Origin of the sequence: Streptomyces sp. NPDC053541 (assembly GCF_044544705.1) — a bacterium.
Lineage (GTDB): Bacteria > Actinomycetota > Actinomycetes > Streptomycetales > Streptomycetaceae > Streptomyces.
Map to the genome: position 1 here is coordinate 12,602 of NZ_JBITXM010000010.1, position 26,765 is coordinate 39,366.

Consider the following 26,765-nt stretch of genomic DNA (forward strand, 5'->3'; position numbering starts at 1 on the left):
AGGGCCCCGGCCCTCGGCCCTGGTGGGCCCGGGGAGGCCCCCACGCACCGGCCGCCGCGGCCTGTCCGGCCCTGATCCGCCGGACAGACCCCGGCCGCCCCTCACCGCCGGCCCGGTCGGCCCCCGGCGGCGCCTTTCCCCGTCCTCCGGCTCAGCGGACCGGGCGGTCCAGCCGGACCGTGACCAGGGTGGTCTCCACGCCGCTGTCGACCAGCCGGCCGTCCGCGTCGAAGGCCTGCGGGCCGTCGGTCATGCCGAAGTCGTTGTCGTTGAGCAGCACCAGCGTGTGCCGGCCCGTCACCGCCACGCCCTCGATCTTCCCGGGCACGCCCTCGACCCGGCCGAGGTCCACGACCAGGCGCTTGGCCGGCACGGGCACGCCGGCGGCGGCCGGGTCCGTCAGCTGTTCCAGGGACGGGCTGGTGGCGGGGGAGTCCCAGGCAGAGCCGAGGATGTCCGCGCCGCGGCGCAGCCGGATCTCGTACAGCCGGGCGGCCTTGTCGGTGCGCTCCTGCACGAGGAGGCGGTCGCCGCCGAGCGCGACCAGCGCGGAGATCTTCAGCTCGGAGGTCTTGGTCTGGCCGGGCTCGACCTCGCCGACCGGGTCGAAGCGGTACGCGTACTCGGCGGTGACGGCGCCCTCGCGCGGCGAGAAGCGCAGCAGCCGGGTGGTGCGCGAGTCCTCGCCGCTGTTCTTGTCGGGGTTGAGCAGCGGGCTCTGCAGCGCCATCACCAGGTCGCCGTCCGGGAGCAGGGCGAGGCCCTCGAAGCCGCGGTTGTTCTTGCGGGTGAGGTGGATCGAGGGCAGCGACTCGATCACCGGGTAGTCGGCGCCGGTCAGGTTCAGGCCCTGCGGCACGTGCCGGGCGAGCACCCGGCCGCCCGGGGACACGTGCACGAGCGAGGGACCGTACTCGTCCACCAGCCAGAAGCTTCCGTCCCGGTCGCGGACCAGGCCCTCGGTGTCCAGGCCGTTCGGGTCGTACGCGAGCGGGGTCCGGGCGTCGTAGGAGTACGGCGCCTCGTCGCGGCCCGGCTGGTTGGGCAGGCCGGTGACCGGCTTGCCGGAGGCGGTGGTGAGCGGGATCGCGCGCAGCACCTCGACGCGGTCGCCGGTGGCGCGGATCTTCACGATCGCCGGGTCGAAGCCGGGCACCGGGAAGGTGCGGCGCTTCTCCTTGCCGACGGTGATCTGCCCGTTGGGCCCGCGGTCGGTGACGGTCCAGTACTCGCCGGGCCGCTCGGCCGGGTAGAGGTCGCTGCCGATGCCGCCGAGGTCGACGCCCCGGTCGTCGGCGACCGTGCCGGGCAGCAGGCCGTTGCTGAACCCGGCCAGCGGGATGTCGGGCAGCGTGGCCGTGGCCACCACACGGGCCGCCGGCGCCGACCCGCCCGGTGCTGCTTCGGCCGCCGCGGCCTGCGCCCCCGAGGCCGGCCACGCGAGGCCGGCCAGGACGAGCGCGGCGGACAGCGGGAGGACGGCGGCGGCCGGGCGCCGGAGGGCGAAGGCGAGGGCGTGGGCCGGGGTGGCGGAGGCGGACGGGGAGGCGGCGCGGGTCGCGCGGGAGGCACGGGTCATGGCCGGATCGTGGGCGCCGCCGGTGAGGTCCGGGTGGCGGGCAGGGGGTGACCGGATGAACCGGCGGTGGCGGAACGCTCGTTCACGCGTCCCGCCACCGGCCGGTTCCCCGGCTCTCAGTGCCGCTCGGGCAGGTCGCGCTCGGCCGGGCGGTCCGTCGCGCTCGGCGCCGACTCCAGCGAGCGGACGGCCGGGGCCGAGGACGCGGACGGCGCGGCCGGCTTCGTGGCCGTCGCGGTCTTCGGGGCCCCGCAGAAGGCCGCCTCCAGGACCCCGCCGAGCGCCGTGTTCGCGGCCCCGTGGTTGGAGGTGTTCGCGAGCGCGGCCACGCTGCGGCGCCCGTCGCGGGTGGCGAAGGCGTACGTGTAGAAGCCCTGGACCGTGCCGGTGTGCCCGTAGACCTGGGCGCCGCACGACAGGTCGTAGCGGCGCAGCCCGAGCCCGTAGAAGCGGGTGCGGGCGGTGTCGGTCGGCGTCATCGTCGTCATCGCGTCGAGCATCGCGGGGGAGAGCAGCCGGCCGCGCATCAGGGCGCTCATGAAGGTGTCGAGGTCGGCCGTGGTGGAGATGACCGCGCCCGCCGACTGCGCCCAGGACACGGTCTGCTCGGTCGAGTCGACCAGCGGCGCGCCCGCCTCGTCCGGGTGCAGGTAGCCGTGCACGTGCGGGCCGGCGATGCGGGTGTCCGGGTGCACGTAGGACGTTCCGCGCAGCTTCAGCGGCTTGATGACGCGCCGCTGGTACGCGTCGGCCACCGGCCGGCCGGTCAGCTTCTCGATCAGCATGCCGACGACCACGAAGTTGGTGTTGGAGTACTTGTAGGAGACGCCGGGTTCGGTCGTGCGGGGCAGGGCCAGGGAGAGGTCCACCAGCTCCTGGTAGGTGAACACCCGGTTCCGCACGGCCTCGAAGCCCGGCACGGTCCGCTCGAACATCGGGTCGGTGTAGTCGGCGAGACCGCTGCGGTGGGTGAGCAGATGGCGGACCGTGACGCGCTCGTCGGGCAGCAGGCCCGGCAGGTAGCGGTCGACCGGCGCGTCGAGCTCCAGCCGGCCCTCGTCCACGAGCTGCAGCAGCACGACCGTGGAGAAGGTCTTGCTGACGCTGCCGATCCGGAACCGCGAGCGCACGTCCATCGCCTCGCCCGTCGTGCGGTCCTGCACGCCGGCCGTCCGGCTCCGGACGCCCTCGGGGCCGCTGTACCGGGCCATCGCACCGGGCGCGCCGTTGGCCAGGGCGGCGTTCAGCGCGGCGGTGACGCCCGCCATGTCGGGTGCCGGCGCCGGGTCGGGCGCCTGGGCCTGGGCGGTGGTGCGGGCCGGTGCCTGCGCGGCGGCCGGAGCGGCCGGGACGAGCGTCCCGGCGAGCGCGGCGACCAGCGCGGCGCCCGCGCCCACGGCCAGACGTCGGTGCGGCGAAAGGAGCACGGAATTCCTCGACTTCTCACTCGATGCGGTCGACCCGGACGTTCCGGACGACTCGTCACCGAGCATGAGTGTCGGGGTACGGGAAGGGTTCCCGCCGCCCCCGGCGTGTTCCGGCCATAATCCGCACCCTTCGCCTGGCCGAATCCCGACCACTCGGAGCAGCGCCCCCGTGCCGGGGGAACGGCCCGGGCGCGACCCGGACCCGGGCCCGGACGGGCCGTCCCGCCGCCCGTCCGGGCCCGGGGCCATCGGTGGGTGACTCGCCGGTAGGCGGCCGGGGCCGCGGCACCGAGTGGAACACCTTCCGGGACGTTCGCCCGTACCGGAGGAAGACCGACCTGCCCCCGCTGCCGACCCGACGCGTCGGTCTCGCCGCCGCCGCCATGCCGTGCCCGGTCGGCATCACCGGCAACTGCGTCTACGCGTCCGGCGGCTCGACCACCGCCCTCGGCGACGCCACGGGCATCCTGGAGGCCCTCGACCCGCCGGAACCCGTGCAGCACTGAGCCCCGGCCCGCGCCGCCCGCGCGGGAAGCGACCCGCGAGTAGACTCGCGAGAGCGAAAGGGGACGAAACGGTACGAGGGGGGCGAGCGCCTGCGCCGGAGGTCGTCTTGGTCGGTTCCGCCGGCTCCGCCGGTTCCGCCGGATCCCCGGAGACGCCCCCGGGGGCGTCCGACACCGGGGAGCGGTCCGGGTTCGCGGGCCTGGCCGCCGAGAACCGGCGGCTGCGGGCCGAGCGCGCCCGGGCCCATCTGACCGACCTCGCCACCGGCGTCCTCTCCGCCCAGCTGGGCGTCTCCACCGTCGACGCGGCCGCCCACCTCTCCGCGCTCGCCACCGCCACCGGCCTGTCGCCCGAGGACCTCGCCGCGGACGTCCTGAACTCCGTCTCCGGCCCGGACAGCCGCCCCGCCACCCCGGTCCCGGACCTCGCCGACACCGGGGCCTCGCCCCTCCTCGCCCGCCGCCGGCGCCGCGCCGCGGCCGTCGCCGAGACCTCCGAGGACGTCGGGGCGGCGGCCCGGGCGCTCCTGGAGGACGGGCTCCGGCCGCTCGGCGCCGACAGCGTGTGGCTGTGGCGGCTCGCCGGCGCCGGCTGTCTGCGGCTCGCCGGGCACGCCGGGGCCGGCCACGCCGAGGCCGCCGCCTGGGCGTGGATCCCGCCCGCCCGGCCGGCCGCGATCCGGTCGGCGCTCGACGGGAACGTGCCGGTGTGGTTGCCCGCCGGCCCCGCCGACGGCGTCCTGCCGGGCGGCGGCGCGGACGCCGCCCGGGCCGTGCTCCCGCTGCGCCGGCGCGGGATGACCGAGGGCGTCGCGCTGGTCGGCTGGCCCGGCCCGGTCACCTTCGACCCGGCGCTGCGCCGGGCCGTGCACGGCCTGATGGACGTGGCCGCCGCCCTCCTGGAACGCCCGGACGGACCCGAGGCCGGCGCCCCCGTCCTGGCCGACCTGCTCGACGCGCTCACCCACCCGGCCGTGCTGCTCCGCACCGGGGAGGCGACCGGCACCCCGGTCGTGGAGGTGGAGCACCTCAACGAGGCCGCCGCCACCGCCCTCGGCGGCACCTTCCCCGCCGACGACGGCTCCCTCGCCCGCGCCTTCCCGCACTGCCACGCCGAACTCACCCGGATGGCCCGCCGCGCCCGGCACACCCACCGGCCCGGACACGCCGCCCGGCTGCCCGCCGGGCCGCCGCGCACGCCCGAGGACGGACCGGGCCCGCTGCTCGACGTCCGGGTGCTCCCCGTGGGCCCCCGCCGCGTCGTCGTCCTGTGGCACACCACCGGCGACCCCGGCCTGGCCACCGGCCGCGCCGTCGCCCGGCTGCAGAGCGTCGCCACCTTCCAGGACAGCCTGACCGGCGGCGACACGGTGTGGTCGGAGCAGGCGTACGCCATCTTCGGCATGGCCCGCGACGAGCCGCCGCTGCCGCTGCTCGCGCTGCGCGCCCGCATCCACGAGGAGGACGGCGAGTCCCTGACCGCGCTGCTCCGGACGCTCACCGAGCGCCGTTCGGGCGCCCAGACCGTGCTGCGGACGGTGCTGCCCGACGGCTCCGTGCGGCACGTCCGGGTCGCCGCCGAACCGCTCCTCGACGGCGACACCGTCACCGGCTTCGTCGGCGCCTACCAGGACGTCTCCGCGACCCGCCGCACCGAGCTCGCCCTCACCGCCACCTTCGACCGGCTCACCGCCGTCCGCGACCGGGCCGAACTGCGCCATCAGGTCGCCCTCCAGCTCCAGCAGGCGATCGTCCCCGAGGCGACCGCCCTGCGCGAGCTCCCCGGCGGCCTCACCGTCGCGGCCCGCTACCGCCCGGCCGCCGAGGAGTACCAGGTCGGCGGCGACTGGTACGACGTGCTGCCGCTGCCCGGCGGCAAGGTGCTGCTCGCCGTCGGCGACATCGCCGGGCACGGCATCGACTCGGTCACCGGCATGGTCTCGCTGCGCAACGCCCAGCGCGCCCTCGCCTTCACCGGCCGCCCGCCGCACCGTCTGATGGGCTGGCTCAACGAGGTCACCCTGCGCACCGGCGACGGCTCCACCGCCACCGCGGTCTGCGCGCTGTACGACCCCGAGGACGGCGGGCTCGTCTGGTCCAGCGCCGGCCACCTGCCGCTGCTGCTGATCCGCGACGGCCGGGCCCGGCTCCTGGAGCCGCCGCAGGACGTGCTGCTCGGCGCGGTGCCCGGCTACGCGTACCAGGAACGCCGCACCGCCCTGCACCCCGGCGACACCCTGCTGCTCTACACCGACGGCCTGGTGGAGCGCCGTCACGAGGGCCTGGGGCCGGGGCTCGCGCGGCTGCTGGCGGTCGCGACCCGGGTGGCCGGCCGGGAGAGCCCGGAACTCCTCGTGGACGCGCTGCTCGGGATGGCGCTCGGGGACACGGACGACGACACCAGCGTGGTCGCGGTCCGGGTGCGGCGCCCGGACGAGACGGGCGGCGGGACGGTCAGTCCTCCAGCCGGCGCCGGATCCTGACGAGCAGCTCGTCCTCGTCGACCGGCTTGGCGAGGTAGTCGTCGGCGCCCGCCTCCAGGGCCCGGGCCCGGTCGCCCGGCATGGCCTTCGCGGTGACCACGATGACGGGCAGTGCGGCGCGGCCGGGCATCCGCCGGATCTCCTCGATGGCCCGGTAGCCGTCCATGCCGGCCATCATCACGTCCATCAGGACCAGCCGGACCTCGTCGTGCACGGCGAGCAGCTCGACGGCCCGCCGGCCCCCGTCGGCGGTCAGCACCCGCAGCCCGTGGGCCTCCAGGACCTGGGTGAGCGCGAAGACGTTCCGGTCGTCGTCGTCCACGACGAGCACCGTCGTCGCCGGTTCGGCGCCCGCCCCGGCCGGGGCCTCCTCCCCGGTGTCCTCGGTGCCGCCCGCGAGCCCCGCGCCGTCCGCGTCCCCCGTGCCCCCGGTGGCCCCCGGGACTCCCGCGTCCCCGGCATGCCCGGCGTGCCCGACGTGCCCGGTGTCCTCGTCCGGCCCTGCGGCTTCGGCGTCGGCCGGGTCCGCCGGGGCGGGCCGCTCCGGCAGGTGGAAGGTGAAGCGGCTGCCCTTGCCCGGGCTGCTCTCCACCTCGATGGTGCCGCCGAGCAGCGTGGCCACCTCGCGGCTGATGGAGAGCCCGAGACCGGTCCCGCCGTACTCGCGCGCGGTCGTCCCGTCCCCCTGCTGGAAGGCCTCGAAGATGTGCCGCAGCCGGTCCGCCGGGATGCCCACGCCGGTGTCCGTGACCCGGAAGGCGAGCACCGGCCGCCCGTCCCGCAGACCCGCCGGGACCTCGTCGGCCGGGGTGTGCTCGACGGTCAGCGACACCTCGCCCACCTCGGTGAACTTCAGCGCGTTGGACAGCAGGTTGCGCAGCACCTGCCGCAGCCGCGCCTCGTCCGTGGTCAGCCGCTCCGGTACGCCGGGGCCGACGGTGACGGCGAAGTCCAGGCCCTGCTGGTCGGCCACCGGGGCGAACGTGGCCTCCAGGGACTCCAGGAGCTGGGACAGCGCGAAGGGCTCGCGCCGCACCTCCATCTTGCCCGCCTCCACCTTCGACAGGTCGAGGATGTCGTTGATGAGCTGGAGCAGGTCGGATCCGGCCGAGTGGATGACCTCCGCGTAGTCGACCTGCTTCTCCGTCAGGTTCCCCTCCGGGTTCTGCGCGAGCAGCCGGGCCAGGATCAGCAGGCTGTTGAGCGGGGTGCGCAGCTCGTGGCTCATGTTGGCCAGGAACTCCGACTTGTACATGGAGGTGCGCGACAACTGCTGGGCGCGCGCCTCCAGTTCCTGCCGGGCCTGCTCGATGACCCGGTTCTTCGACTCGATGTCCTGGTTGCGTTCGGCGAGCAGCTCCGCCTGCTCCTGCAACTCGGCGTTGGAGCGCTGCAGCTCGCGCTGCCGGGCCTGCAACTCCAGGGTGCGGGAGCGCAGTTCGTCGGCGAGGCTGCGGGACTGGGCGAGCAGCTCGTCGGTGCGGAGGTTGGCCACCAGCGAGCTGAGCACGGCGCCCGCGCTCACCACGAACCGGTCCAGGAAGTCCCGCTGGAGCGCGCCGAAGGGCTGGAGCGAGGCCAGTTCGACGGCGCCGAGCACCTGGTCCTCGACCACGATCGGCAGGACGATCAGCGCGGCCGGCTCGCCGGTGCCGACGGCCGAGGACACCGTCGCGTACCCCTTGGGCACCGGGTCGACGAGCAGCACCCGCCGGTTCCGGGCGGCCTGCCCGACCAGTCCCTCGCCGGTGCGGAACCGGCGCGGCGGACCGCCGTCGGCGACCGGCAGGCCGTACGCGGCGGCCAGCACCAGGTCCGGGCCCGGCACCGGCCGGACGGGCGGCGGCGCACCGGCCGGCCCGCCGGCCTCCCCGTCGGGGCTCGCGCCCGGCTCGCCGCCCGGCACCGCCCCGGGGCCCCGGCCCGGCCCGGGTTCGGGCTCGGCGGCCAGGAAGAACGCGCCGTACTGTGCCGAGACCAGCGGCGGCACCTCGGCCATGATCAGCTCGGCGATCTCCGGCAGCCCCCGGGTGCCCTGGAGCAGCGCCGTGATCCGGGCCAGGTTGGTCTGCAGCCAGTCCTGTTCCTCGTTGGCCCGCGTGGTCGCGCGCAGCGACTCGACCATGGCGTTGATGTTGTCCCGCAGCTCGCCCACCTCGCCCGGCGCCTCCACGGCGATGGAGCGGGTGAGGTCGCCCTCGGCGACCGCGCTCGTCACCTCGGCGATGGCCCGGACCTGCCGGGTCAGGTTCCCGGCCAGTTCGTTGACGTTCTCGGTGAGCCGCATCCAGGTGCCCGAGACGCCCTCGACCTCCGCCTGGCCGCCCAGCTTGCCCTCCGTGCCGACCTCGCGGGCCACCCGGGTCACCTCGGCCGCGAACGAGGACAGCTGGTCGACCATCGTGTTGATGGTGGTCTTGAGCTCCAGGATCTCCCCGCGCGCCGACACGTCGATCCGGCTGGTCAGATCGCCCTGGGCGACGGCGGTGGTCACCTGCGCGATGTTGCGGACCTGGTTGGTCAGGTTGTCCGCCATCGAGTTGACGTTGTCCGTGAGGTCCTTCCAGGTGCCCGACACCCCGCGCACCCGGGCCTGGCCGCCCAGCTTGCCCTCGGTGCCGACCTCGCGGGCCACCCGGGTGACCTCCTCGGCGAAGGAGGAGAGCCGGTCGACCATCGTGTTGATGGTCTCCTTCAGCTCCAGGATCTCCCCGCGCGCGTCCACCCGGATCTTCTGCGTGAGGTCGCCGCGCGCCACGGCGGTCGCGACCTGGGCGATGGACCGCACCTGGGAGGTGAGGTTGTCGGCCATCGTGTTCACGCCGGTGCTGAGCTCCCGCCACACCCCGCTCGCCCGCGGCGCGCCCGCCCGCCCGCCGAGCAGGCCCTGCCCGCCGACCTCGTCGGCCACCCGGGTCACCTCGGCGGTCAGCAGGGACAGCCGGTCGACCATGTCGTTGTAGACGCCCGCGATCTCGCCCTGGACACCGTCCGTGCCCTCCGGAAGGCGTACGGACAGATCCCCGTCCCGTACGGCGGTCAGCCCCGCGAGCAGCCCCCGCAAGCCCTCGTCGGCGGCCCCGCGCGTGCTCTCCGCCGGGGCCGCGGCCCCGGACGCCTCGCCGTCGCGCGTCACGGACGCGTCCCGCTCGCGGCGGCGCTTGTCCCGCTTGCCGTCGCGCTTTTCCTGGTGCTTGCCGTGGGATGCTGGTGTGCGCTCTGCCATGAGGCCCTGCCCGGACGGGGTCGGACGCCCCGCCCATCCACTCTAGGCCCAGTCCGTGAGGTTTCGCCCGGCTCGCGGAGCCGGGCACGCGCCCTCCGGACACCCCGGGCCCGGCCGGACACCCGGTCGGGGGACATCCGTCCGACGGGAGCGGCCGGCCGGCCCGCCGCCGCAGGACGGCCCGACCCGGCCGGCGCCCGCCCTGGCCCGTGTGCGCCGCGAGCACCCGGCGGTGGCGATCGACGCCGGCCTCGCGGATCCCGACGACGCGCTGGCGGAGGTGTACGAGGGCGACGCCGACCTGGCCCTGGTCGTCCGGCCGCCGGCCGACGCCTCCCGGCAGGGCGTCCGGGGCGTGCACCTCCTCGACGACCCCTACCGGGCCGTGCTGCCCACCGGCCACCCGCTCGCCGCCCGGCGCGTGCTCGACCTCACCGACCTCGCCGGCGAACCCTGGGTGCGGAGCGAGCCCCCAGGACCCTGTCTCACCCCGGTCACCGACGCCTGCGCCGCGGCGGGTTTCAGCCCGGACTTCGCGGCCACGTCACAGGAGTACGCCACCGCGCAGGGCTTCGTCGCCGCCGGCCTCGGCGTCAGCCTCGTCCCCCTGCTCGGACTGAGCACCCGTCACCCCGGCGTCGCCGTCCGCCGCGTCCGGCACCCGGAGCCGATCAGGCCGATCCACGCCGTGGTCCGCTCCGGTTCCCTGGACCAGCCGGTCCTGCGCACACTCCTCGACGCCCTCCGCGAGTCCGCCGGTACGGGCCGGCCGGCGAAGGACGGCGCCGCCCGCGAGACCCGGAGCTAGGACCCGTCGCCCCGGGAAGCGTCCGGGAGTACGTCCACCTGGAACCAGACCGTCTTCCCGGCCGGGCCGCGGGGCACCGTGCCCCAGCGCGCGGCCAGGCGTTCGAGCAGGTAGAGGCCGTGCCCGGAGGCGCGGCGGGCGCGGTGCGGGCCGTGCGGGCGGGGAGGTTCCGGGCTGGTGTCGCTGACCTGCACCCACAGCGCGCGGTCGGTGCCGTCCAGGCGCAGCTCGCTCGGCGTCCCGCCGTGCCGGTGCGCGTTCGTGACGACCTCCGAGACCAGCAGCAGCGCGTCCGCCGCCGCCCGCTCCTCCGGCGCGCCGGCCCGCCCGAACCAGGTCCGCAGCGCCCGCCGGGTCACCTCCCGGCACTCCGCGACCACGCCCGGACCGAGCGGCGCCCCCGTCAGGTCGTACCGCAGGGAGCGGCCGCTGACCCGGATCTCCTTCCCGTGCGCGAGCGTCATAGGCGGCGGCTTTCCGCCTCCCGGGAGCCGTAAACCGCCGACCGGCGCCCCCCGCCGGTGCTCAGTCCCGGCCGCGGGTCCGCCACCACGGGGGCTGCGACGGGCGGGCGATCTCGGCCCAGACGACCTTGCCGGGGGCGCCGTCCGGCTTCGGCTCCGCGCCCCAGGCCCCGGCCAGCCGGTTCAGGACCATCAGCCCGTGCCCGCCCGGCAGCGCGGGGGAGCGCGGCGCGTTCGGACGGGGCGGCTCCGGGCTGCCGTCGGCCACTTCGAGGCGCAGCAGGCCGCCGGCGTGCCGCAGCACCAGCTCCTCGGGCCCGGCGGTGTGCAGACAGGCGTTGGTGACGACCTCCGAGACCATCAGGAGCACGTCCTCGGCCCGCTCGCGTCCCTCCGGGGTGTCCGCCGGCAGCCAGCCCCAGTCGCGCAGAGCCACCGCCGTGAACTCGCGGCAGCGGGTCACGGCCCCGGCGGAGCCGTCGAGCAGGAGCCGCCTGACCTGGGCGCCGGGGAAGGGCCCGGGCTCGGGGGCGGCGGCCGCGTCCGGTGGCCGGTCGTCCTCGTCGCCCGGCCCGTCGCTCCCCGGCGTGCCGGGCCTCATGACTCCTCCGGGGCCGGGGCGTCCGCGAGGGCGCTCGCGGCGGTCTCGTACACCCGGAAGACGGAGCGCGCCCCGGTGATCTCGAACATGCGGTCGACCGGTGGCCGTAGGCCCGCGAGGTCGAGCCGGCCGCCGTTCCGGGTGAGCCGCAGCCGGGCGCGGAGCAGCACGTTCAGCCCCGTGGAGTCACAGAAGCCGAGTCCTGAGCAGTCGACGACGATCCGCTCGCCGTCCGTGCCGTGGGCCGCGAGGGCGTCCCGCAAGGGTCCCGCGGTGTCGTGGTCGAGTTCGCCCGAGAGGGCGAGGACGACGGTGCCGGGGCGCCGTCCGCTCTGTTCCCGGACGTCGAGCCGTCCGGTCACGTCTCCCGGCCGATCCATGGCCTCCATGCGCGGGCGGCCTCCTTCCGCTCCGGTCCGGCCCCGCCGGACCACCCTCCCCCGCTCCTGCCGTCCCCTGCCTCATGCCCATGATCAGGCGAAGCCGAGCACCGCGCGATCCTGGACGATCGTGAACAGGCGCAGTGTGCCCGTCATCGTGAACAACTGCTTCAGCTGCCGCGGCAGCGGCCCGGTGAGGACCAGGGAGCCGTTCGCGAAGTGCGCGGTCACCAGTTCGTGCAGGAACGAGGAGTCGCCGAAGCCGATCTGCGAGACGTCGAGCACGGTCCGCCGGCAGCCCGAGTGCCGGGCGTCGGCCAGCGCCCGGCGCAGGCAGTCCACGGTGTCCACGTCGAACTCGCCGGTCGCCGAGAGCACCACCGTGTCCCCGTCCGGGGCCTCCTCGCAGACCACCCGGGCCGTGCCCGAGGGCGTGCGGTAGGTCCGCGGCTCCCGGCCCTCGGGGGCCGGTCCGCGCTCCCCGCCCTGGGACGACACGTGATCCACCGGGACCATGGCGACACCTCCACTGCGCGCCTGCCCCCGTCCGGGCCGCCCATGCGGCCCGGACCGGCGCGGCCGGCCCGGGCGGTGTCGGTGCCGGGCCCCGGGCGGTCAGGGGGACAGCGGCGCGCTCAGCTCCACGGCCCGCAGGGCGGCCGCGAGGGACGGCCCGTCGGGGAAGTCCAGGGCGGTGTCGGTCAGCTTGATCACGTGTTCGTCGCCGTGCGCCAGGGCCCGTTCCATGACCTCCCCGGGAGTGAGCCGACCGGGCGGCGGTACGAGGGGAACGCCCTCGGCCGGCGCGTACATCGCGGTCACCGCCGCCGAGGCCGCCCACGCGGCGTGCAGGCTCGGCACCCACAGGGTGCGGGGCAGCGCGGGGAGGGCGCGCAGCACGGCGTTCGGCGCGGTGGCGGCGTGCACCAGCATGGTCTCCTCGCCGTGCCCGTGGGTGGCGTAGCGGTGGGTGGCGGCCCGGACCAGCTCCGCCAGCCGCTCGTACGCCGTGTCCGGACCGGTCACCGCCGTCGCCCAGACCGGCAGCCGCCGCACCCGGCCGAGCCGGTCGGGGAAGCCGCCCTCCTGCCCGGCGATGCGCGGCACCGCGTCCAGCGCGGCGGAGGCGGCCGCCTCCTCGGTGCCGGGCAGCGCGGTGACACCGGTGACCGGGCGGTGCCGGGCGGCCCAGTAGCCGAGCCCGTGCGCCAGCTCGGCCAGCCGCGGGGCGGTGGTGGCGTCGCCGTCCGCGAGCAGGGTGCGCACGGCGTGCCCGACCCGGATCACGGGGTGCGTCGATCCGCCGTACAGACCGGGCAGCAGCCGCGGCCACCACTCCGCGAGCACCTCCCGCCAGGGGCGCCCCTCCAGCTCGCGCCCGAAGTGGACGATCCAGTCGGCGGCCCGCCGCGGGTCGCCCAGGGCCTCCGGCCAGTTCGCGGCGGTGACCGGGGCGAGCCCGGTCGGGAAGTCCTCCAGCTTCGGCGCGTAGCGGTCGAGCCACCGGTGTACCGCCCGCTCCTGCCCGTGCGCGGCGAGCGCCTCGACGGCCATCGGCGCGTGGTTGGTGAGCCGCCCGAGCCGCTCGGGCCCGCTGGAGTGCAGCCGCTCCAGCGCCTCGTCGAGAATCCCGGCGGTGCCGCGCGCGGGGGTGTACGCCCGCGGGTCCGTTCCTGTCGTCTCCATGGGGGCGACGGTAGGCCGGGCCGCGGGGGCGGCGGAACGGGCCCGGGGCGGAGGACGGCGGGACCGTCCGGCCTAGGCCGGACCTAGGCCCTGTCCGGAAAGTTTCGCCTGGCTCGCGGCGCCTGGCACGCACTCCCCCGTAGCCCTGCGGGCACGGGAGGTGCCCCCACGCCGCGTTGTCGTCGGTCGCCATGGCAAGCCATGTCTCCGCCCCCTCGGCCTGGCGGCCGGGGAGGTACCCCCACCTCCGCCTTGCGATCGCACGCACCAGACACCGCGAGCCCTGCCCTGCGGGCAGACGACGCCACTTTCCGGACAGGACCTAGGCCCTGTCCGTCTCTTCCGGATCTTGCCGGGCTCTCGGCTCCCCCAGAGCTTCGCCTGGGTGGGGGCGCCCCCGGCGGAGCCTGGGGGAGTACCCCCACCGCATCGCTTGCGCCCCCTCCGCCTCGTGGCCCGGGAGGTGCCCCCACCTCCCCGGCCACCAGGCCGAGGGGGCGGGGAGGTGCCCCCACCTCCGCCTTGCGATCCTTCCCCTGGGCCCTGGCGGGCCCGGGGAGACCCCAACCCTCGGCCCTGGCGGGCCTGGGGAGACCCCAACCCTCGGCCCTGGCGGGCCTGGGGAGACCCCAACCCTCGGCCCTGGCGGGCCTGGGGAGACCCCATGCACCGGATGCCGCTCTCCCCCGTAGCCCTCCGGGCACGGGAGGTGCCCCCGGATCCGGCCTGATCCGAAAGAAACGGCCCAGGACCGCCCCGCCGGGCGGTCTGAACACGCGTGCACCGCCCCGCTGGTGTGTGCGAAGGAACTCCCCGTGCGGGTGGTGTGCCGGGCGAAAAGCCCGTCGCGGGCCCCGCCCCGGGCCGGCACTCGCGATCATGCCGGGGTGATCAATTCCGTACCCCCACAGGAACCCAACCGCCCCGCCCCGCGCCGCACTTCGCGCCGTCGCGCACTGCTCGTCGCCGCGCTCTGCCTGCTGCCCGCCGCCGTCGCCGCTCCGGCCGGCCAGGCGAGCGCCGCCCCCGGCGCCCCCGGCGGGTCCGCGGCCGCGCCGCGGCCGGTGGCGACGGCCGGAGAGGCGGTGGCCGCCGCCCGGCTCGCCGCGATCCGCAACGACCCGGCCGCGCTCCAGAACTTCTTCCGGGCCCTGCCCAAGGGCGGCGAGCTGCACAACCACCTGTCCGGCGCGGTCACCACCGAGTACCTGATCGAGCTCGCCGCCGAGGACGGGCTCTGCGTCGACACGAAGACCATGACCGCCGTCACCCCGCCGTGCGGCCCGGGCACCCGGCCCGCCGCCGACGCGCGCACCGACACCGCCTTCCGCGACGCGCTGGTGCGCGCCTGGTCGATGCAGGACTTCCCGGCCGGCGGCAACGGGCACGACCACTTCTTCGACACCTTCGGCAAGTTCGGCGAGGTGACCTGGCGGCACCGCGGCAAGCTGCTCGCCGAGGTCGCCGATTCCGTGGCCGAGCAGAACCAGTTCTATCTGGAGACCATGGTCAGCCCGGCCTCCGAGAGCGCGAAGAAGCTCGCCGCCGAGGTCGGCTGGGACGCCGACCTGGCCCGGATGCACGACAAGCTGGTCGCCGGCGGCAAGCTCGACAAGGTCGTCGCCGAGGCCCGCAAGGAGGCCGACGACGGCGACGCCGAGTTCCGCACCGCCGCCCGCTGCGCCACCGACACGCCCCGCCCCGGCTGCGAGCTGACCGTGCGCTGGATCTCCCAGGTCTCGCGCGGCAGTTCCAACGAGCGGGTCTTCACGCAGATGGCGCTCGGCATGCGGCTCGCCGAGGCCGACCCGCGCTTCGTCGCCGTCAACCTGGTCCAGCCCGAGGACTGGGACACCTCGCTGGCCAACTACCGCACCCAGATGCGGATGCTCCAGTACCTGCGCGGCGTCTACCCGAAGGCGCACGTCACCCTGCACGCGGGCGAGCTGTGGCCCGGCCTGGTCAAGCCCGAGCACCTCACCTTCCACATCGGCGAGGCCGTGAACACCGCCCGCGCCGAGCGCATCGGGCACGGCGTCGACCTCGTCCACGAGGACGACTGGCAGCGGGTCGCCGACACCATGGCCGCGCGCCGGATCGCCGTCGAGGTGCCGTTCACCAGCAACGCCCAGATCCTCGGCGTCAAGGGCGCCGACCACCCCTTCGAGACGTACCGCGCGCACGGCGTCCCGGTCGTCCTCGCCACCGACGACCCGGGCGTCTCGCGGATCGACATCACGCACGAGTACCGCTACGCGAGCGAGACCTACGACCTCGGCTACCGCGAGCTGAAGGACCTGGCCCGCGCCTCCCTCGAGTACGCCTTCCTGCCCGGCGCGAGCATCTGGCAGGGCAACCCCACCCGTGACGGCTACCGGCTCGCCGGCGCCTGCCGCCACGACGAGCCGGGCTCCGAGCGGCTGCGCCCCGCCTGCCGCCGGCTCCTCGACGCCAGCCCCAAGGCCGCCGTCGAGTGGCGCCAGGAGGCGGCCTTCGACGCCTTCGAGCGGCGCATCGCCCTGGGGACCGTGGGCGGCTGATCCCCGTCCGTCCCGTGCGCGGCCCCGCCGCCCGCCCCTCCCGGGCGGGCGGCGGGGCCGTGTCGTGCCCGGGGCCCGTCAGGCAGGGGAGGGGGAGGAGGGGGACGAGGACGGGTACGGGGCCGGTGCGGGGCCGAGCGGGATCGCGGCCGACAGGACCGTGCCCTCCCCGGGCGCCGACTCCACCGTCAGGGTGCCGCCGAGCTGGGCGGCCCGGGTGCGGATCGCGGGCAGGCCGTGGCCCCGAACGCCGCCGGTGTCCGCGAGCGCGGCCGCCGGGTCGAAGCCCCGCCCGTCGTCGGCCACGTCCAGGACGACCTGGTCGTCGAGATAGGTGAGGGTCAGCGCGGCCGTGCCCGCGCCCGAGTGCTCCCGCACGTTCGCCAGGGCGCCCTGCGCGATCCGCACCAGCGCCGACTCGACCCGGCCCGGCAGCGGCCGGTCCGGCGCGCCGTCCACGTGGCAGCGCACGTCGAGCCCGCCGGTGCTCTCCCGCGCGGCGAGCGCCCGCAGCGCCTCCTCAACGCCGCCGCCCTGGGCGAGGTCGGCGGGCGCCAGGTCGTGCACGAACCGGCGGGCCTCGGCGAGATTGTGCTCGGCGATCGCCGTCGCCGCCCGCACGTGCCGGCGGGCGGTCTCCGGCTCCCCGTCCCACACCCGGTCGGCCGCCTGGAGCAGCATCTGCTGGCTGGACAGGCCCTGCGCGAGGGTGTCGTGGATCTCCATGGAGAGCCGCTGGCGCTCGGCGAGGGTGCCCTCGCGGCGCTCGGTCGCCGCCAGCTCCCGCCGGGTGCGCACCAGATCGGCGATCAGCCGCCGCTGCCGCTGGGTCTGCCGGTCCATCTGGACGAAGACGGCCACGGCGATCGCCGAGACCGCGGGCGGTGCCAGCAGCAGGTCCAGGTCGAACCGGCCGGCGAGCCGCAGCTGCGCCACCACCGCCACCGCTGTGAGCAGTGTGATCAGCGCCGCGGCGGCCGGCGGGCGCAGGGTGCGCAGGCTCAGGTAGAACAGCGGGATCGAGCACCAGGCGAAGCTGGGCGCCAGGAACACCAGGGCGATCCAGACCGCGACCACCGCGCCCAGCCATACCCGGCGGCTGCTGCCGGTACGGGTGCGGGGTGCCGTCTCGGCGACGTACAGGGCGGCGAGCAGCAGGGCGAGGGCGACCACCCAGGGCGCCCGGCCGTCGTCGGTGTGCCGCATCAGGAAGCGGGTCAGCGAGGAGCCGAGCAGCAGGAAGAAGCCGGCGTAGAGCAGCACCCGGAACCAGCGCTCCTCCGCCTCCGGCGCCGGCGGGCCCCACACTCCGCCCGCCGCGCCGTCACCCGCGTACCGGACGTCCCCGTCCCGCCCGTCCCGCACCCCGTCCGTCCCCGCCATCCCGCGTGCCCTTCTCCTGCCGGCCGTCACCGCCCCAGTAAATCCGGAAAGCACCGGGAATGCCCCATCCGGCCCGGTGGCCGGCCCCCGGCGTCCACGGAACCCCCTCCGGGACCTCGGTCACGCCCGGGGTCAGCCGATCGGCCGACCCCGGGGTCGGCCGGGCGGGGCCGGGAGAGGGGCCGGCGGGCGGACCGGGCAGGGCCGGGGGCGGCACCAGGATGGAAGGCGGAGCGGGACGGCGAGCGCCTCCCGGGCAGCGACCACCACCACGAGGAGTCATCCACCATGAAGAAGATCTCGATGCGGGCCCGTGTCCTGACCGGCGGCGCCACCCTCGTCGTCCTCGGCGCCGGTGCCTTCGGCGCCGTCTCCGCGAACGCCGCCACGCCCGCCGCCGCCCCGGCCGCCGCGGTCGCCAAGGCCGACGTGAAGAACAAGAACACCACGCGGAGCACGCACCTGACGATCGAGGCCGCGACGAAGGCCGCGCAGGCGACTCTGAAGGCCGCCGAGAAGGAGAACCAGAGGGTCTCCGTCGCGGTGGTGGACCGCAACGGCAACACCCTCGTGACCCTGCGCGGGGACGGCGCGGGCCCGCAGTCCTACGAGTCGGCCGTGAAGAAGGCGTACACCGCCGTCTCCTGGAACGCCCCCACCTCCGAGCTGGTCAAGCGCCTCACCAACGCGCCGACCCTGAAGGACATCCCGGGCACCCTCTTCCTCGCCGGCGGCGCCCCCGTCACCGCCAAGGGCGCCCCGATCGCGGGCATCGGCGTCGCGGGCGCCCCGTCCGGCGACCTGGACGAGAAGTTCGCCCGGGCCGGCGTCGCCTCCCTGAGCTGATCTCGATCAACTCGCGGACGGAGAAGGCGTGCTCGTGAGAATCACGAGCTGCCGGGTCGCCCGGGTCATCGCCACGTAGCGGTCGACCGCGCCGGCCACGCCGGTGCCGAAGCGCTCGGGGTCGACCAGGACCACCAGGTCGAACTCCAGGCCCTTCGACAGCTCCGGGGTGAGCGAGGACACCCGCTCCCTGCCCCGCACCACGGGACCGCCGATGACACAGGCGGTCCCTTCGGCGTGCTCGGCCAGCCAGGCGTCCAGGACCGCGTCCAGGTCGTCGGCCCGGCCGTGCACCACCGGGACGCCGGAGCGGCGCACCGAGGTCGGCACGTTGGCGTCCGGCAGCGCGGCCCGGATCGCGGGCTCCGCCTCCGCCATCACCTCTTCCGGCGTGCGGTAGTTGATGCCCAGCGAGGCCGTCTCGACCCGGTCGAGGCCGACCCGCTCCAGGCGCTCCCGCCACGACTCGGCGAAGCCGTGCCGGGCCTGCGCGCGGTCGCCGACCACCGTGAAGGACCGGGACGGGCAGCGCAGCAGCAGCATCTGCCACTCCGCGTCGGTGAGTTCCTGCGCCTCGTCGACCACGATGTGCGCGAACGGCCCGGCGAGCGCGTCCCGTTCGGCGCCGGGCAGCCCGCTCTCGTCGACCAGGCTGACCTCGGCGTCCGCGCCGCGCAGCATCCGCACCAGACCCTCGCCGTCGTCCCCGTCCGCGCCGGAGTCGACCGCCGCCGCGATCAGGTTGTCGACCACCGCCGACATCTCCCGGCGCTGGGCGGCGAGCGCCTGCTCGTAACGGCGCTGCCGCAGCCCCGCCTCCGGGTCGCCGAGCCGCTGCCGCGCCGCGTCGAGCAGCGGCAGGTCGGCCACCGTCCAGGCCCGGGGCTCGGCGCGCTGCAACAGCCGCACCTCGTCCGGCCCCAGCCACGGCGCGCACAGGCGCAGATAGGCGGGTACGGACCAGAGGTCGCCCACCACGTCGGCCGGGTCGAGCACCGGCCAGGCCCCGTGCAGCGTCTCGACCAGCTCCCGGTCGGCGCGCAGCGCCCGACGGAAGGCCTCCTCGGGCACCTCGGCGTCCGCGTCCAGCTTCTCCAGGAGCAGGCTGCCGAGCTCCTCCCAGATGCGTTCGCGGGCCTCGTTGTGCGGCACGCCGTCGGCGGCCTCGAAGGCCTCCGCCCAGTCGTCGGCGGTCAGCCGCAGCTCGGCCCATGGGGTGCTCACGGTGAGCGCCCGGGTCGGTGCCTCCTCGTAGAAGCGCACCGCCAGCTCGATCGAACGGACCATCGAGGCCGAGGACTTCAGGCGGGCCACCTCCGGGTCGCGCTCGGGCCCCGCCGTCGCGCCCTCCGGGACCAGGTCGCGCAGGGTGCAGGTGCGCACGCCCTCCTCGCCGAGGCTGGGCAGCACGTCGGAGACGTAGGCCAGGTACGGGCGGCTGGGCCCGACGAAGAGGACGCCGCCGCGCCGGTGGCCGAGCCGGGGGTCGGCGTAGAGCAGGTGGGCGGTGCGGTGCAGGGCGACCACGGTCTTGCCGGTGCCCGGGCCGCCGTCGACGACCAGGGTGCCGCGCGAGCCGGCCCGGATGATCGCGTCCTGGTCGGCCTGGAGGGTGGCGAGCACGTCCCGCATGCGCTCCGAGCGGGTGCCGCCGAGGCTGGCGAGGAACGCGGACTGGTCGTCGAGGGCCGCGTGTCCTTCGAGGCCGTCGGCGGTGAACACCTCGTCCCAGTAGTCGTGGATCCGGCCGTCGGTCCACTGGTAGCGGCGCCGGCTGGCCAGGCCCATCGGGCGGGCGTGGGTCGCGGCGAAGAAGGGCTCGGCGGCCGGCGAGCGCCAGTCGACGAGCAGCCGCCGGCCGGCGGCGTCGGTGAGGCCGAGCCGGCCGATGTAGACCGGCTCGTCCGCGCCCTCGGGCACGATCCGGCCCAGGCACAGGTCGAGGCCGAAGCGGCGCAGGGTGCGCAGCCGGCCGGTCAGCCGGTGGATCTCGTGGTCCCGCTCCATCGCCTCCCGGCCGATGCCGCCGGGCGCCCGGCGCAGCACGGTGAGCCGCTCCGTGAGCTCGGCGACCGACTCCTCCAGGCTCTCGGCGATCGCGGTGAAGTGCCGTTCGTCGGCGCCGATCAGTGCCGGGTCGGCCTTGGCGGAGTGGCGGTCGGACAGATTGAACGCGGACGTATGCGTACGCACGTGGTGAAGCTCCCATTTCCGCAGGTTCCGGCGTCAGGGGAGCGATTGTGCGGCACAAGGGGGGCCTTGCGGCAAGGCCCCCCATCCGCTATAAGTTAAGAGTGGCGAGGAGAGCGTTCCTCGCCTCTTCTGTTGTCCGGGCCCTTTCGCACGGGCCCTTTTCGCCCGGGTCGGTGGTCCGAGCCCGGTGCCGGGATCACGCCGCCGGTTCCGCCGGGTCGGTCGCGAGCAGCGCCCACACCTCCAGGTCCTGGCGCGCGCCGTTGAAGGAGAACACCTCGCGCAGGGTGCCCTCGTACCGCATGCCGAGGCGCTTCGCGACGGCGATGCTGCGCTCGTTCGCGGGCGTCACGCGCCATTCCACCCGATGCATTCCGCGCACCTTCAGCGCCCAGTCCGCGAGATGCCGGGCGGCACGCGTGACAAGGCCCTTTCCCTGGGCGTCCGGGGAAAGCCAGACCCCCATTTCGCACACACCGGTGGGCACGTCGAAGATACGGAAGAGCGCCCCGCCCTCCATTTTTCCGTCGACCCAGATGCCGAAAATCCGGCCGCCGTCCTGGCTCTGCGTGTCGGCATACCGCTGGAGGAAATTCCGTGCGGAATCCGGGTCCACGACGAAGTGCGCCCACGGCAGCCACGGGGCCAGATGCGGTCGCACCCGGTCCACGTACTCGGCGAATTCTCCCGCCTGCCACGGCTCCAGTGGGCGCAGCTGGGCGGAGTCTGTCAGGTCGTGGCCGAAGAGGGTCACGCAAGCCTCCCTGGGCGTCGTATCCGGTTGCTGCGGACGGCCGGTGACGGGCGTTCGCACACCTGGTGAACGCCGCCCACGATAGGCGAGCGCCCGCCGGCGCGCCCACCGCGCCCGTCGGCGATGTCCGTTTCGTCCCTCCGCATGAACGTGCGCCGCACAGGCGTGCGCGCGCCATTTCTTGATCCCCGCTCCCCGTTCGCCACACGATGTGGACGTCGGAAAGCGAACGCGGCCGGTGAATATCGACGGCCGTCGACCGAAACGGAGAGAGATGCTTACCAACCGGTTCGTCAAGTCCGCCGGAATGGCCTTCACGGCCCTTTTCCTCGCGGCCGCTCCGGTCGCCTCGGGCGAACTCCTGGCGGGTGCGGGCGACGCCGCCGGTGCGACGCAGCGGATCACGGCGGACCACGGCTGGGGAAAGAACGCCGCCACCTTCGATGAGGGTTCCGCCGACGGTCTCCTCGTCCTCGCCGGCGAGGCCGGCGACCACGGCTGGGGCTGAGCACCCACCGCCCGCGCCGCACCGCGTCACACGCAGTTCATCAGGGATCAAGGGGAGGGGTAGACATGGCGGCAGTCAGCGTGCACGAGGTCGTGGCACGGTGGGTCGAGCGACAGCCTGAGGCCTGTGCCGTACGCGATCCGGCGAAGGGCCGGTCGCTCTCGTACCGGGAGCTCTGGCAGCGCGCCGGCTGGCTGGCCGCCGAGCTCGCGCACCGGGGCGTCCGCCCGGGCGACCTGGTGCCGGTCGCCCAGGACCGCTCGGCCGACCTGGTCGTCACCTTCCTCGGCATCCTGCGCTGCGGTGCCGCCTACCTCCCCCTCGACGGGCTCGCCCCGACGAGCCGGCTCGCCGACATCGTCGGCGAGTCCGGCTCGCGGGTGATCGTCCGGGCCCCGGGCGCCACCGGACGCTGGGCGGACCTCGCGACCTGGCTGCCCGAGGGCGTCGAGCCGCTCGACCTGCCGGAGCGCGACCCCGGCCGCCCGGTCCCCGCCCCCGCCGGCGACCGGGACGCCCCGGCGTACGTGAACTTCACCTCGGGGTCCACCGGGCGCCCCAAGGGCGTCGTCGTCCCCCACCGGGCCGTGCTGCGGCTCGCCCTCGGCGCCCTGTTCTGCACGGTCGAGCCCGGCGACCGGGTGGCGAGCTCCGCCAACCCGGCCTTCGACGCCACCACCTTCGAGCTGTGGAACGCGCTGTGCGGCGGCGCGACCGTCGTGGTCTTCCCGTCCGTGACCGAGCTGGCCATGGACGAGTGGACGGCGTTGCTGCGGGCCGAGCGGATCGACCACATGTTCCTCACCACCTCCCTCTTCCACACCGTGGCGCGGGAGAGCGCGGACGCCTTCGCGGGCGTCGGCACCGTCGTGGTCGGCGGCGAGCAGCTGGAGCTGGGCGCGGTCCGCCGGGTGCTCGCGGCCACCCCGCCCGGGCGGCTGGTCAACGGCTACGGGCCGACCGAGACCACCACCTTCGCCGCCTACTTCGACTGCACGGACGCCTCGCTCGACGGCCTCGACCGGGTGCCGGTCGGCTTCCCGCTCCAGGAGACCACCCTCCACCTCCTGGACGCGGAGCTGAACGAGGTGCCGGCGGGGGAGACCGGCGAGCTGTGCGTCGGCGGCCCGGGCGTGGCGCTCGGCTACCTGGCCCGCCCCGAGCTCACGGCGGAACGTTTCATCACCCATCCGGGCACCGGCGAGCGGATCTACCGCACCGGTGACACCGGCCGGCTGCTGCCGAGCGGCGCCGTCGAGCTCTTCGGCCGCACCGACCGCCAGGTCAAGCTGCGCGGCTTCCGGATCGAGCTGGAGGAGATCGAGCGCGCCGCGATGGCCTGCGGGCTCGCCGACTCCGCCTTCGTCGAGAAGGTCGGCGAGGGCCCGGCCGCCTCCCTGGTCGGCTTCGTCCTGCCCGCCGCCGAGGCCGGGACCGGCCCCTCGGCCGACGGTTCCGGCGTCCCCCGCGCCGAGCTGCCCGCCGCCCTCAACCGGCGCCTCGGCGAGACCCTGCCCAGCTACATGCTGCCCACCCGCTGGCTGGTGCTCGACCGGGTCCCCTTCGGGTCCACCGGCAAGGCCGACCGCGCCCAGCTGCTCCGCATGCTCGACGCCCCCGCCGCACCGGCCGGAGCCCCTGCCCCCGCCCCGGACGCCGGTCCCCCCTCCGACGTCGCGTCCGACGCCCCGTCCGGCGCCTCCGTACTCGCCGCCCTCCAGGAGATCTGGCAGGACGTGCTCGGCGTCCCCGCCGTCGAGCCGGAGGCCAACTTCATCGACCTCGGCGGCAATTCGATCCTCGCCATGCAGATCGCCACCCGGGTGCGGCAGCGCCTCGACGTCCGCATCGACGCCGGTGCCGTGCTGCTCACCGACAGCCTCGACGAGCTGGCCGCGCACGTGGCCTCGACACCCCTGGCGGCCGCCTCGTGACCGGAAACCAGCCCGCGCCGCTCTCCTTCGCGCAGGAGCGCCTGTGGTTCGCCGACGCCGCCGCTCCCGGCAACCCCACCTACAACGTCCCGCTGTTCTTCCGGACCGCGGAGCCCCTCGACCCCAAGGCGCTCTCCCTCGCCCTGGAGGCGGTCACCACCCGTCACGAACCGCTCCGCACCGTCTACCGGCTCGTCGACGACCGCCTCGAACAGCACGTCCTCGCTCCCGAACCGGTGCCCGTCGAGGTCGTCGACCTCACCGGCGCGCCCGAGGCCGCCGCCCGCGCCGAACGGGACGCCGCGGAGCGCGGCCGCGCCCCCTTCGACCTGGCCCGCGGCCCGCTGCTGCGCTGCACCCTGTGGCAGGGCCTGCCCGGCGGCGACGCCGTCCTGCTCACCGTCCACCACATCGCCGTGGACGGCTGGTCCCTCGCCCCGCTCTTCGACGACCTGGCCCGCGCCTACGCGACGGCCCTCGCCGGCGACCCCGTGGACCTGCCCGAACTCCCCGCCCGGTACGCGGAGTTCGCCGTCCAGGAGCGGGCCGCCGCCGAGGACCCGGCCGCCGTCCGGGCCCTCGACGAGCGCGCCGCCGAACTGCTCCGGGTCGCCCCCGGCCTGCGCCTGGCCGGCCGCGCCGACCGCCCGGCCGGCCCCGACGGCAGCCGCGCCGGCGCCCGTCACGAGCTGCTCGTGCCGCCGCCGGTGCGCGCCGGGATCGACGCGCTCGCCGCCGGGCTGCGCGTCACCCCGTACGTCGTCCTCACCGCCGCCGTGCAGACCCTGCTGCACCGCTGGTCCGGCCGGAGCGAGTTCCTGCTCGGCACCATGACCGCCAACCGGGACCACCCCGGCCTGGAGGAGGCCGTCGGCTTCTTCGTCAACACCGTGCCGCTGCACGCCCGGGTCGACGCCGCCGACACCTTCCGCGCGCTGTGCAAGGCCGCCCGCAAGGAGGCCTTCCGGGCGCTGTCCGCCCAGCGGATCCCCTTCGACCGGCTCACCGCCGCCGTCGGCGCCGCGCGCGGCACCGGCCGCACCCCGCTGGTCGAGGTCGGCTTCGTCTACCAGAACGCGCCCGTGGTCCGGGCCGGCGGCGCCGGCTGGACCGTGCCCGTGGTCCTCGGCACCGGCACCGCCAAGTTCGACCTGCTGCTGATCCTGGAGGACGGCCCCGAGGGCCTGTCCGTCACGATCGAGTACGACACCGAGCTGTACGGCCCCGAGGGCGCGCGGGCCCTCGCCGAGGGCCTGGCCGCCCTGCTCGACGCGGCCGTCGCCGACCCCGACCGGCCCCTCGCCGCGCTGCCGGAGCTGCCCGGCCAGCCGGCCGCCGACGCGCTGCCGCCCGTGCCCGAGGTCCCGGCACTCCCGGCACTCCCGGCCGACGGGTCCCGGAAGGCCGCGGCACCGCACGGCGCCGCCCTGCGCGGCAGCGAGGCCGAGGCGGCGGAGCTCTTCGTCGCCGCCCTCTCCGGGCGCGGCGGCCTCGGCCCCGCCCCGGCCGTCGCCGAACTCGCCCCGGGCTCCGACTTCTTCGCGCTCGGCGGACACTCGCTGCTCGCCGTCACGATGCTCGCCGAGGCCAAGCGCCGGCACGAACTGACCGTGTCGCCGCGCGACTTCCTGCCGGACCCGACGGTCGCCGGACTCGCCCGGCTGCTCGACCGGGCCCGCGCCACCGCCGCCGCCGAGGCGGCGGAGGCCGCCGCGCAGCCGGCCGCGCCCGCGCCGGTCGCCGCGAGCGCCGAGCGCCCCGGCACGGCCGCCGCCGACCAGGAGGCCCACCCGGCCTCGCCCGTACAGCAGCGCTTCTGGTTCCTCGACCGGCTGCCCTCGCTGCGCGCCGCCTACCTCATCCCCACCCTCGTCGAGTACACCGGGGACGTCGACCACGACGTGCTGCGCCGCGCCGTCGACCTGGTGCTCGGCCGGCACCCCGCGCTGTCCTCGGTGTTCTGCCTCGACCGGCGCAAGCGGCACGTCTGCTACCGCACCACCGCCACCCCGCCGCCCACGCCCGTCACCGACGCCGCCGACTGGCACCCCGACACCCTGCGCAACCGCCTGTCCCGGCTGTGCTGGGCGCCCGTGGACCTCGGCAAGGAGGCCCCGGCCCGCGCCGAGATCCTGGTCCTCGGGCCCGGCCGGACCGTGCTCGCCCTGGTCGTCCACCACATCGTCGCCGACGGCTGGTCCCGGGACCTGCTGCTCGACGAGATCGGCACGGCCTACCGCGCCCTGGCCGCCGGCGCCGAGCCGGTGCTCGCCGCCCCCGTCCACCCGGCGAGCCTCGCCCCGGCCGCGCCCGCCGCCCCGGCGCAGGAGGCCGAGCACGCCGCCGCCCTCCTGGACCACCTGCGCGGCGCGCCCAACGACATCGAGCTGCCCCACGACTGGCCGCGCACCGAACTCCAGTCCACCGAGGCCACGCTGCTCACCGCCGAGCTGCCCGCCGCCACCGCCGCCCGGCTGCGCGCCGTCGCCGCCGACGTCGTCGGCTGCACCCTCTTCATGACCACGGCGGCCCTGCTCGCCGTGGCCCTGGCCCGGCGCGGCACCCAGCGCGACTTCCTCTTCGCCTTTCCCTGGGCCGGCCGCGAGGACCCGGCCGCCGGCGAGGCCGTCGGGATGTTCGTCAACACCCTGGTCCTCCGGATCGACCTGCGCGGCGAACCGACCTGGCGGGAACTCCTCGGCCGGGTCCGGGAGAGCTGTTCCGTCTCCTACCGGCACGCCGACGTGGCGCTCGACGTCCTCGCCACCGAGCTGCACAGCGACCGCGACCTGAGCCGCCCCGCCCTCACCCCGGTCTTCCTCAGCGCCCAGAGCGGCGCCCAGGGCCCCGCCGGACTGGCCGCCGGGACCACCGCCCGGCTCCTCCCGCTCGAACCGCTCCACATCAAGTACGAGCTCGAACTCGTCGCCGAAGAGGCGGCGGACGAGCGGCTCGACCTCCGCCTGGCCTACGCCGTCAACCTCTTCACCCGGGACACGGCCGAGGCCCTGCTCACCGACGTGGTCACCGCCGCCGAAGACCTCGCGGCCGACCCCGACTCCCACCCCATCACCAGGAGCACTTCGTGAACAACACCGTGGCCACGACCCCGCTCACCGAGACCGAACTGCTCGCCCGGGTCCGCCAGGCCTGGGCCGACGTCCTGGACCTGGACGCCGTCGAGCAGGTACCCGACGAGGTCAACTTCCTGGAGGCGGGCGGCAGTTCGCTGCTCCTCATCATGCTGTGGGAGGAGCTGGACCCGCTGACCGAGCGGACCCTGAAGGTCTCCGACCTCTTCCAGCACAGCACCGTCAAGGCCCAGGTGGCCCTGCTCGGCGACGCCTCCGGCACCGAGGAGCAGCTGACCGAGCTCGGCGCCCGCAACCGCGGCGGCCTCATCGGCCGCGCGCGCCGCGACCAGTCCGCGTCCGCGTGAACGGGGGA

General features: G+C 75.8%; 20 protein-coding genes. 9 read left to right on the top strand and 11 right to left on the bottom strand.

Annotated features, from left to right (window positions below; genetic code table 11):
- Positions 1 to 151: 151 nt before the first annotated feature.
- Both ACIGW2_RS24730 and ACIGW2_RS24735 read right to left on the bottom strand, forming a co-directional pair.
- The gene (locus ACIGW2_RS24730) at positions 152 to 1,579 is read right to left on the bottom strand and encodes an esterase-like activity of phytase family protein (RefSeq protein ID WP_391656658.1); all 1,428 of its coding nucleotides are present in this window, start codon (positions 1,577 to 1,579) and stop codon (positions 152 to 154) included.
- Between the two features lie 116 nt (positions 1,580 to 1,695).
- Positions 1,696 to 3,006, bottom strand: a complete 1,311-nt coding sequence (locus ACIGW2_RS24735; protein WP_399845929.1) for a serine hydrolase domain-containing protein — start codon at positions 3,004 to 3,006, stop codon at positions 1,696 to 1,698.
- 251 nt (positions 3,007 to 3,257) lie between these two features.
- On the opposite strand from ACIGW2_RS24735, the gene ACIGW2_RS24740 reads away from it, so the two are divergent.
- Together ACIGW2_RS24740 and ACIGW2_RS24745 are read left to right on the top strand one after the other, a co-directional pair.
- On the top strand, positions 3,258 to 3,512 hold the full coding sequence (locus ACIGW2_RS24740; protein WP_399845932.1) for a hypothetical protein: 255 nt from the start codon (positions 3,258 to 3,260) through the stop codon (positions 3,510 to 3,512).
- Between the two features lie 107 nt (positions 3,513 to 3,619).
- Positions 3,620 to 5,995: a PP2C family protein-serine/threonine phosphatase gene (locus ACIGW2_RS24745; protein ID WP_399845935.1), complete on the top strand. Its 2,376-nt coding sequence runs from the start codon at positions 3,620 to 3,622 to the stop codon at positions 5,993 to 5,995.
- Here the strand turns inward: ACIGW2_RS24745 and ACIGW2_RS24750 are convergent.
- A complete protein-coding gene (locus ACIGW2_RS24750; RefSeq protein ID WP_399845938.1) occupies positions 5,967 to 9,221 on the bottom strand; it encodes a HAMP domain-containing protein in 3,255 nt (1,084 codons plus the stop codon). The genes ACIGW2_RS24745 and ACIGW2_RS24750 overlap by 29 nt on opposite strands.
- A 55-nt stretch (positions 9,222 to 9,276) precedes the next feature.
- Between ACIGW2_RS24750 and ACIGW2_RS24755 the strand changes: the two genes are divergently transcribed.
- The gene (locus tag ACIGW2_RS24755) at positions 9,277 to 10,029 is read left to right on the top strand and encodes a LysR substrate-binding domain-containing protein (protein WP_399845941.1); all 753 of its coding nucleotides are present in this window, start codon (positions 9,277 to 9,279) and stop codon (positions 10,027 to 10,029) included.
- Here the strand turns inward: ACIGW2_RS24755 and ACIGW2_RS24760 are convergent.
- The 5 genes from ACIGW2_RS24760 to ACIGW2_RS24780 form a co-directional block, all read right to left on the bottom strand.
- Complete coding sequence (locus ACIGW2_RS24760) at positions 10,026 to 10,493, bottom strand: ATP-binding protein (RefSeq protein WP_399845944.1); 468 nt, start codon at positions 10,491 to 10,493, stop codon at positions 10,026 to 10,028. The genes ACIGW2_RS24755 and ACIGW2_RS24760 overlap by 4 nt on opposite strands.
- 61 nt (positions 10,494 to 10,554) lie before the next feature.
- Positions 10,555 to 11,094, bottom strand: coding sequence for an ATP-binding protein (locus ACIGW2_RS24765; RefSeq protein WP_391656651.1), 540 nt, complete (start codon positions 11,092 to 11,094; stop codon positions 10,555 to 10,557).
- Entirely contained in the window at positions 11,091 to 11,474 is a 384-nt protein-coding gene (locus ACIGW2_RS24770) for an STAS domain-containing protein (protein ID WP_391656674.1), read from the bottom strand. Before ACIGW2_RS24770 ends, ACIGW2_RS24765 begins: the two co-directional genes overlap by 4 nt.
- A gap of 93 nt (positions 11,475 to 11,567) precedes the next feature.
- Complete coding sequence (locus ACIGW2_RS24775) at positions 11,568 to 11,990, bottom strand: STAS domain-containing protein (RefSeq protein WP_399845948.1); 423 nt, start codon at positions 11,988 to 11,990, stop codon at positions 11,568 to 11,570.
- A gap of 99 nt (positions 11,991 to 12,089) precedes the next feature.
- Positions 12,090 to 13,160, bottom strand: a complete 1,071-nt coding sequence (locus ACIGW2_RS24780; RefSeq protein WP_399845951.1) for a questin oxidase family protein — start codon at positions 13,158 to 13,160, stop codon at positions 12,090 to 12,092.
- An 887-nt stretch (positions 13,161 to 14,047) separates the two neighbouring features.
- Between ACIGW2_RS24780 and ACIGW2_RS24785 the strand changes: the two genes are divergently transcribed.
- Entirely contained in the window at positions 14,048 to 15,700 is a 1,653-nt protein-coding gene (locus ACIGW2_RS24785; RefSeq protein ID WP_399845954.1) for an adenosine deaminase, read from the top strand.
- A 78-nt stretch (positions 15,701 to 15,778) separates the two neighbouring features.
- Here ACIGW2_RS24785 and ACIGW2_RS24790 read toward each other — a convergent pair whose 3' ends face one another.
- Entirely contained in the window at positions 15,779 to 17,083 is a 1,305-nt protein-coding gene (locus ACIGW2_RS24790; protein ID WP_399845957.1) for a sensor histidine kinase, read from the bottom strand.
- A 288-nt stretch (positions 17,084 to 17,371) separates the two neighbouring features.
- On the opposite strand from ACIGW2_RS24790, the gene ACIGW2_RS24795 reads away from it, so the two are divergent.
- On the top strand, positions 17,372 to 17,929 hold the full coding sequence (locus ACIGW2_RS24795; protein WP_399845960.1) for a heme-binding protein: 558 nt from the start codon (positions 17,372 to 17,374) through the stop codon (positions 17,927 to 17,929).
- A 6-nt stretch (positions 17,930 to 17,935) separates the two neighbouring features.
- Here ACIGW2_RS24795 and helR read toward each other — a convergent pair whose 3' ends face one another.
- A complete protein-coding gene (helR, locus tag ACIGW2_RS24800; RefSeq protein ID WP_399845962.1) occupies positions 17,936 to 20,122 on the bottom strand; it encodes an RNA polymerase recycling motor ATPase HelR in 2,187 nt (728 codons plus the stop codon).
- A 196-nt stretch (positions 20,123 to 20,318) separates the two neighbouring features.
- A complete protein-coding gene (locus ACIGW2_RS24805; protein ID WP_356073538.1) occupies positions 20,319 to 20,876 on the bottom strand; it encodes a GNAT family protein in 558 nt (185 codons plus the stop codon).
- A gap of 274 nt (positions 20,877 to 21,150) precedes the next feature.
- On the opposite strand from ACIGW2_RS24805, the gene ACIGW2_RS24810 reads away from it, so the two are divergent.
- The 4 genes from ACIGW2_RS24810 to ACIGW2_RS24825 all read left to right on the top strand — a co-directional run bounded on the left by ACIGW2_RS24810 (position 21,151) and on the right by ACIGW2_RS24825 (position 26,757).
- A complete protein-coding gene (locus ACIGW2_RS24810) occupies positions 21,151 to 21,384 on the top strand; it encodes a hypothetical protein (protein ID WP_399845965.1) in 234 nt (77 codons plus the stop codon).
- A gap of 65 nt (positions 21,385 to 21,449) precedes the next feature.
- A complete protein-coding gene (locus ACIGW2_RS24815; RefSeq protein ID WP_391656643.1) occupies positions 21,450 to 23,318 on the top strand; it encodes an amino acid adenylation domain-containing protein in 1,869 nt (622 codons plus the stop codon).
- Entirely contained in the window at positions 23,315 to 26,407 is a 3,093-nt protein-coding gene (locus ACIGW2_RS24820) for a condensation domain-containing protein (RefSeq protein ID WP_399845970.1), read from the top strand. The genes ACIGW2_RS24815 and ACIGW2_RS24820 overlap by 4 nt, the downstream gene beginning before the upstream one ends.
- Positions 26,404 to 26,757, top strand: coding sequence for a phosphopantetheine-binding protein (locus tag ACIGW2_RS24825; protein ID WP_391656641.1), 354 nt, complete (start codon positions 26,404 to 26,406; stop codon positions 26,755 to 26,757). Before ACIGW2_RS24820 ends, ACIGW2_RS24825 begins: the two co-directional genes overlap by 4 nt.
- The last annotated feature ends 8 nt before the right edge of the window (positions 26,758 to 26,765 follow it).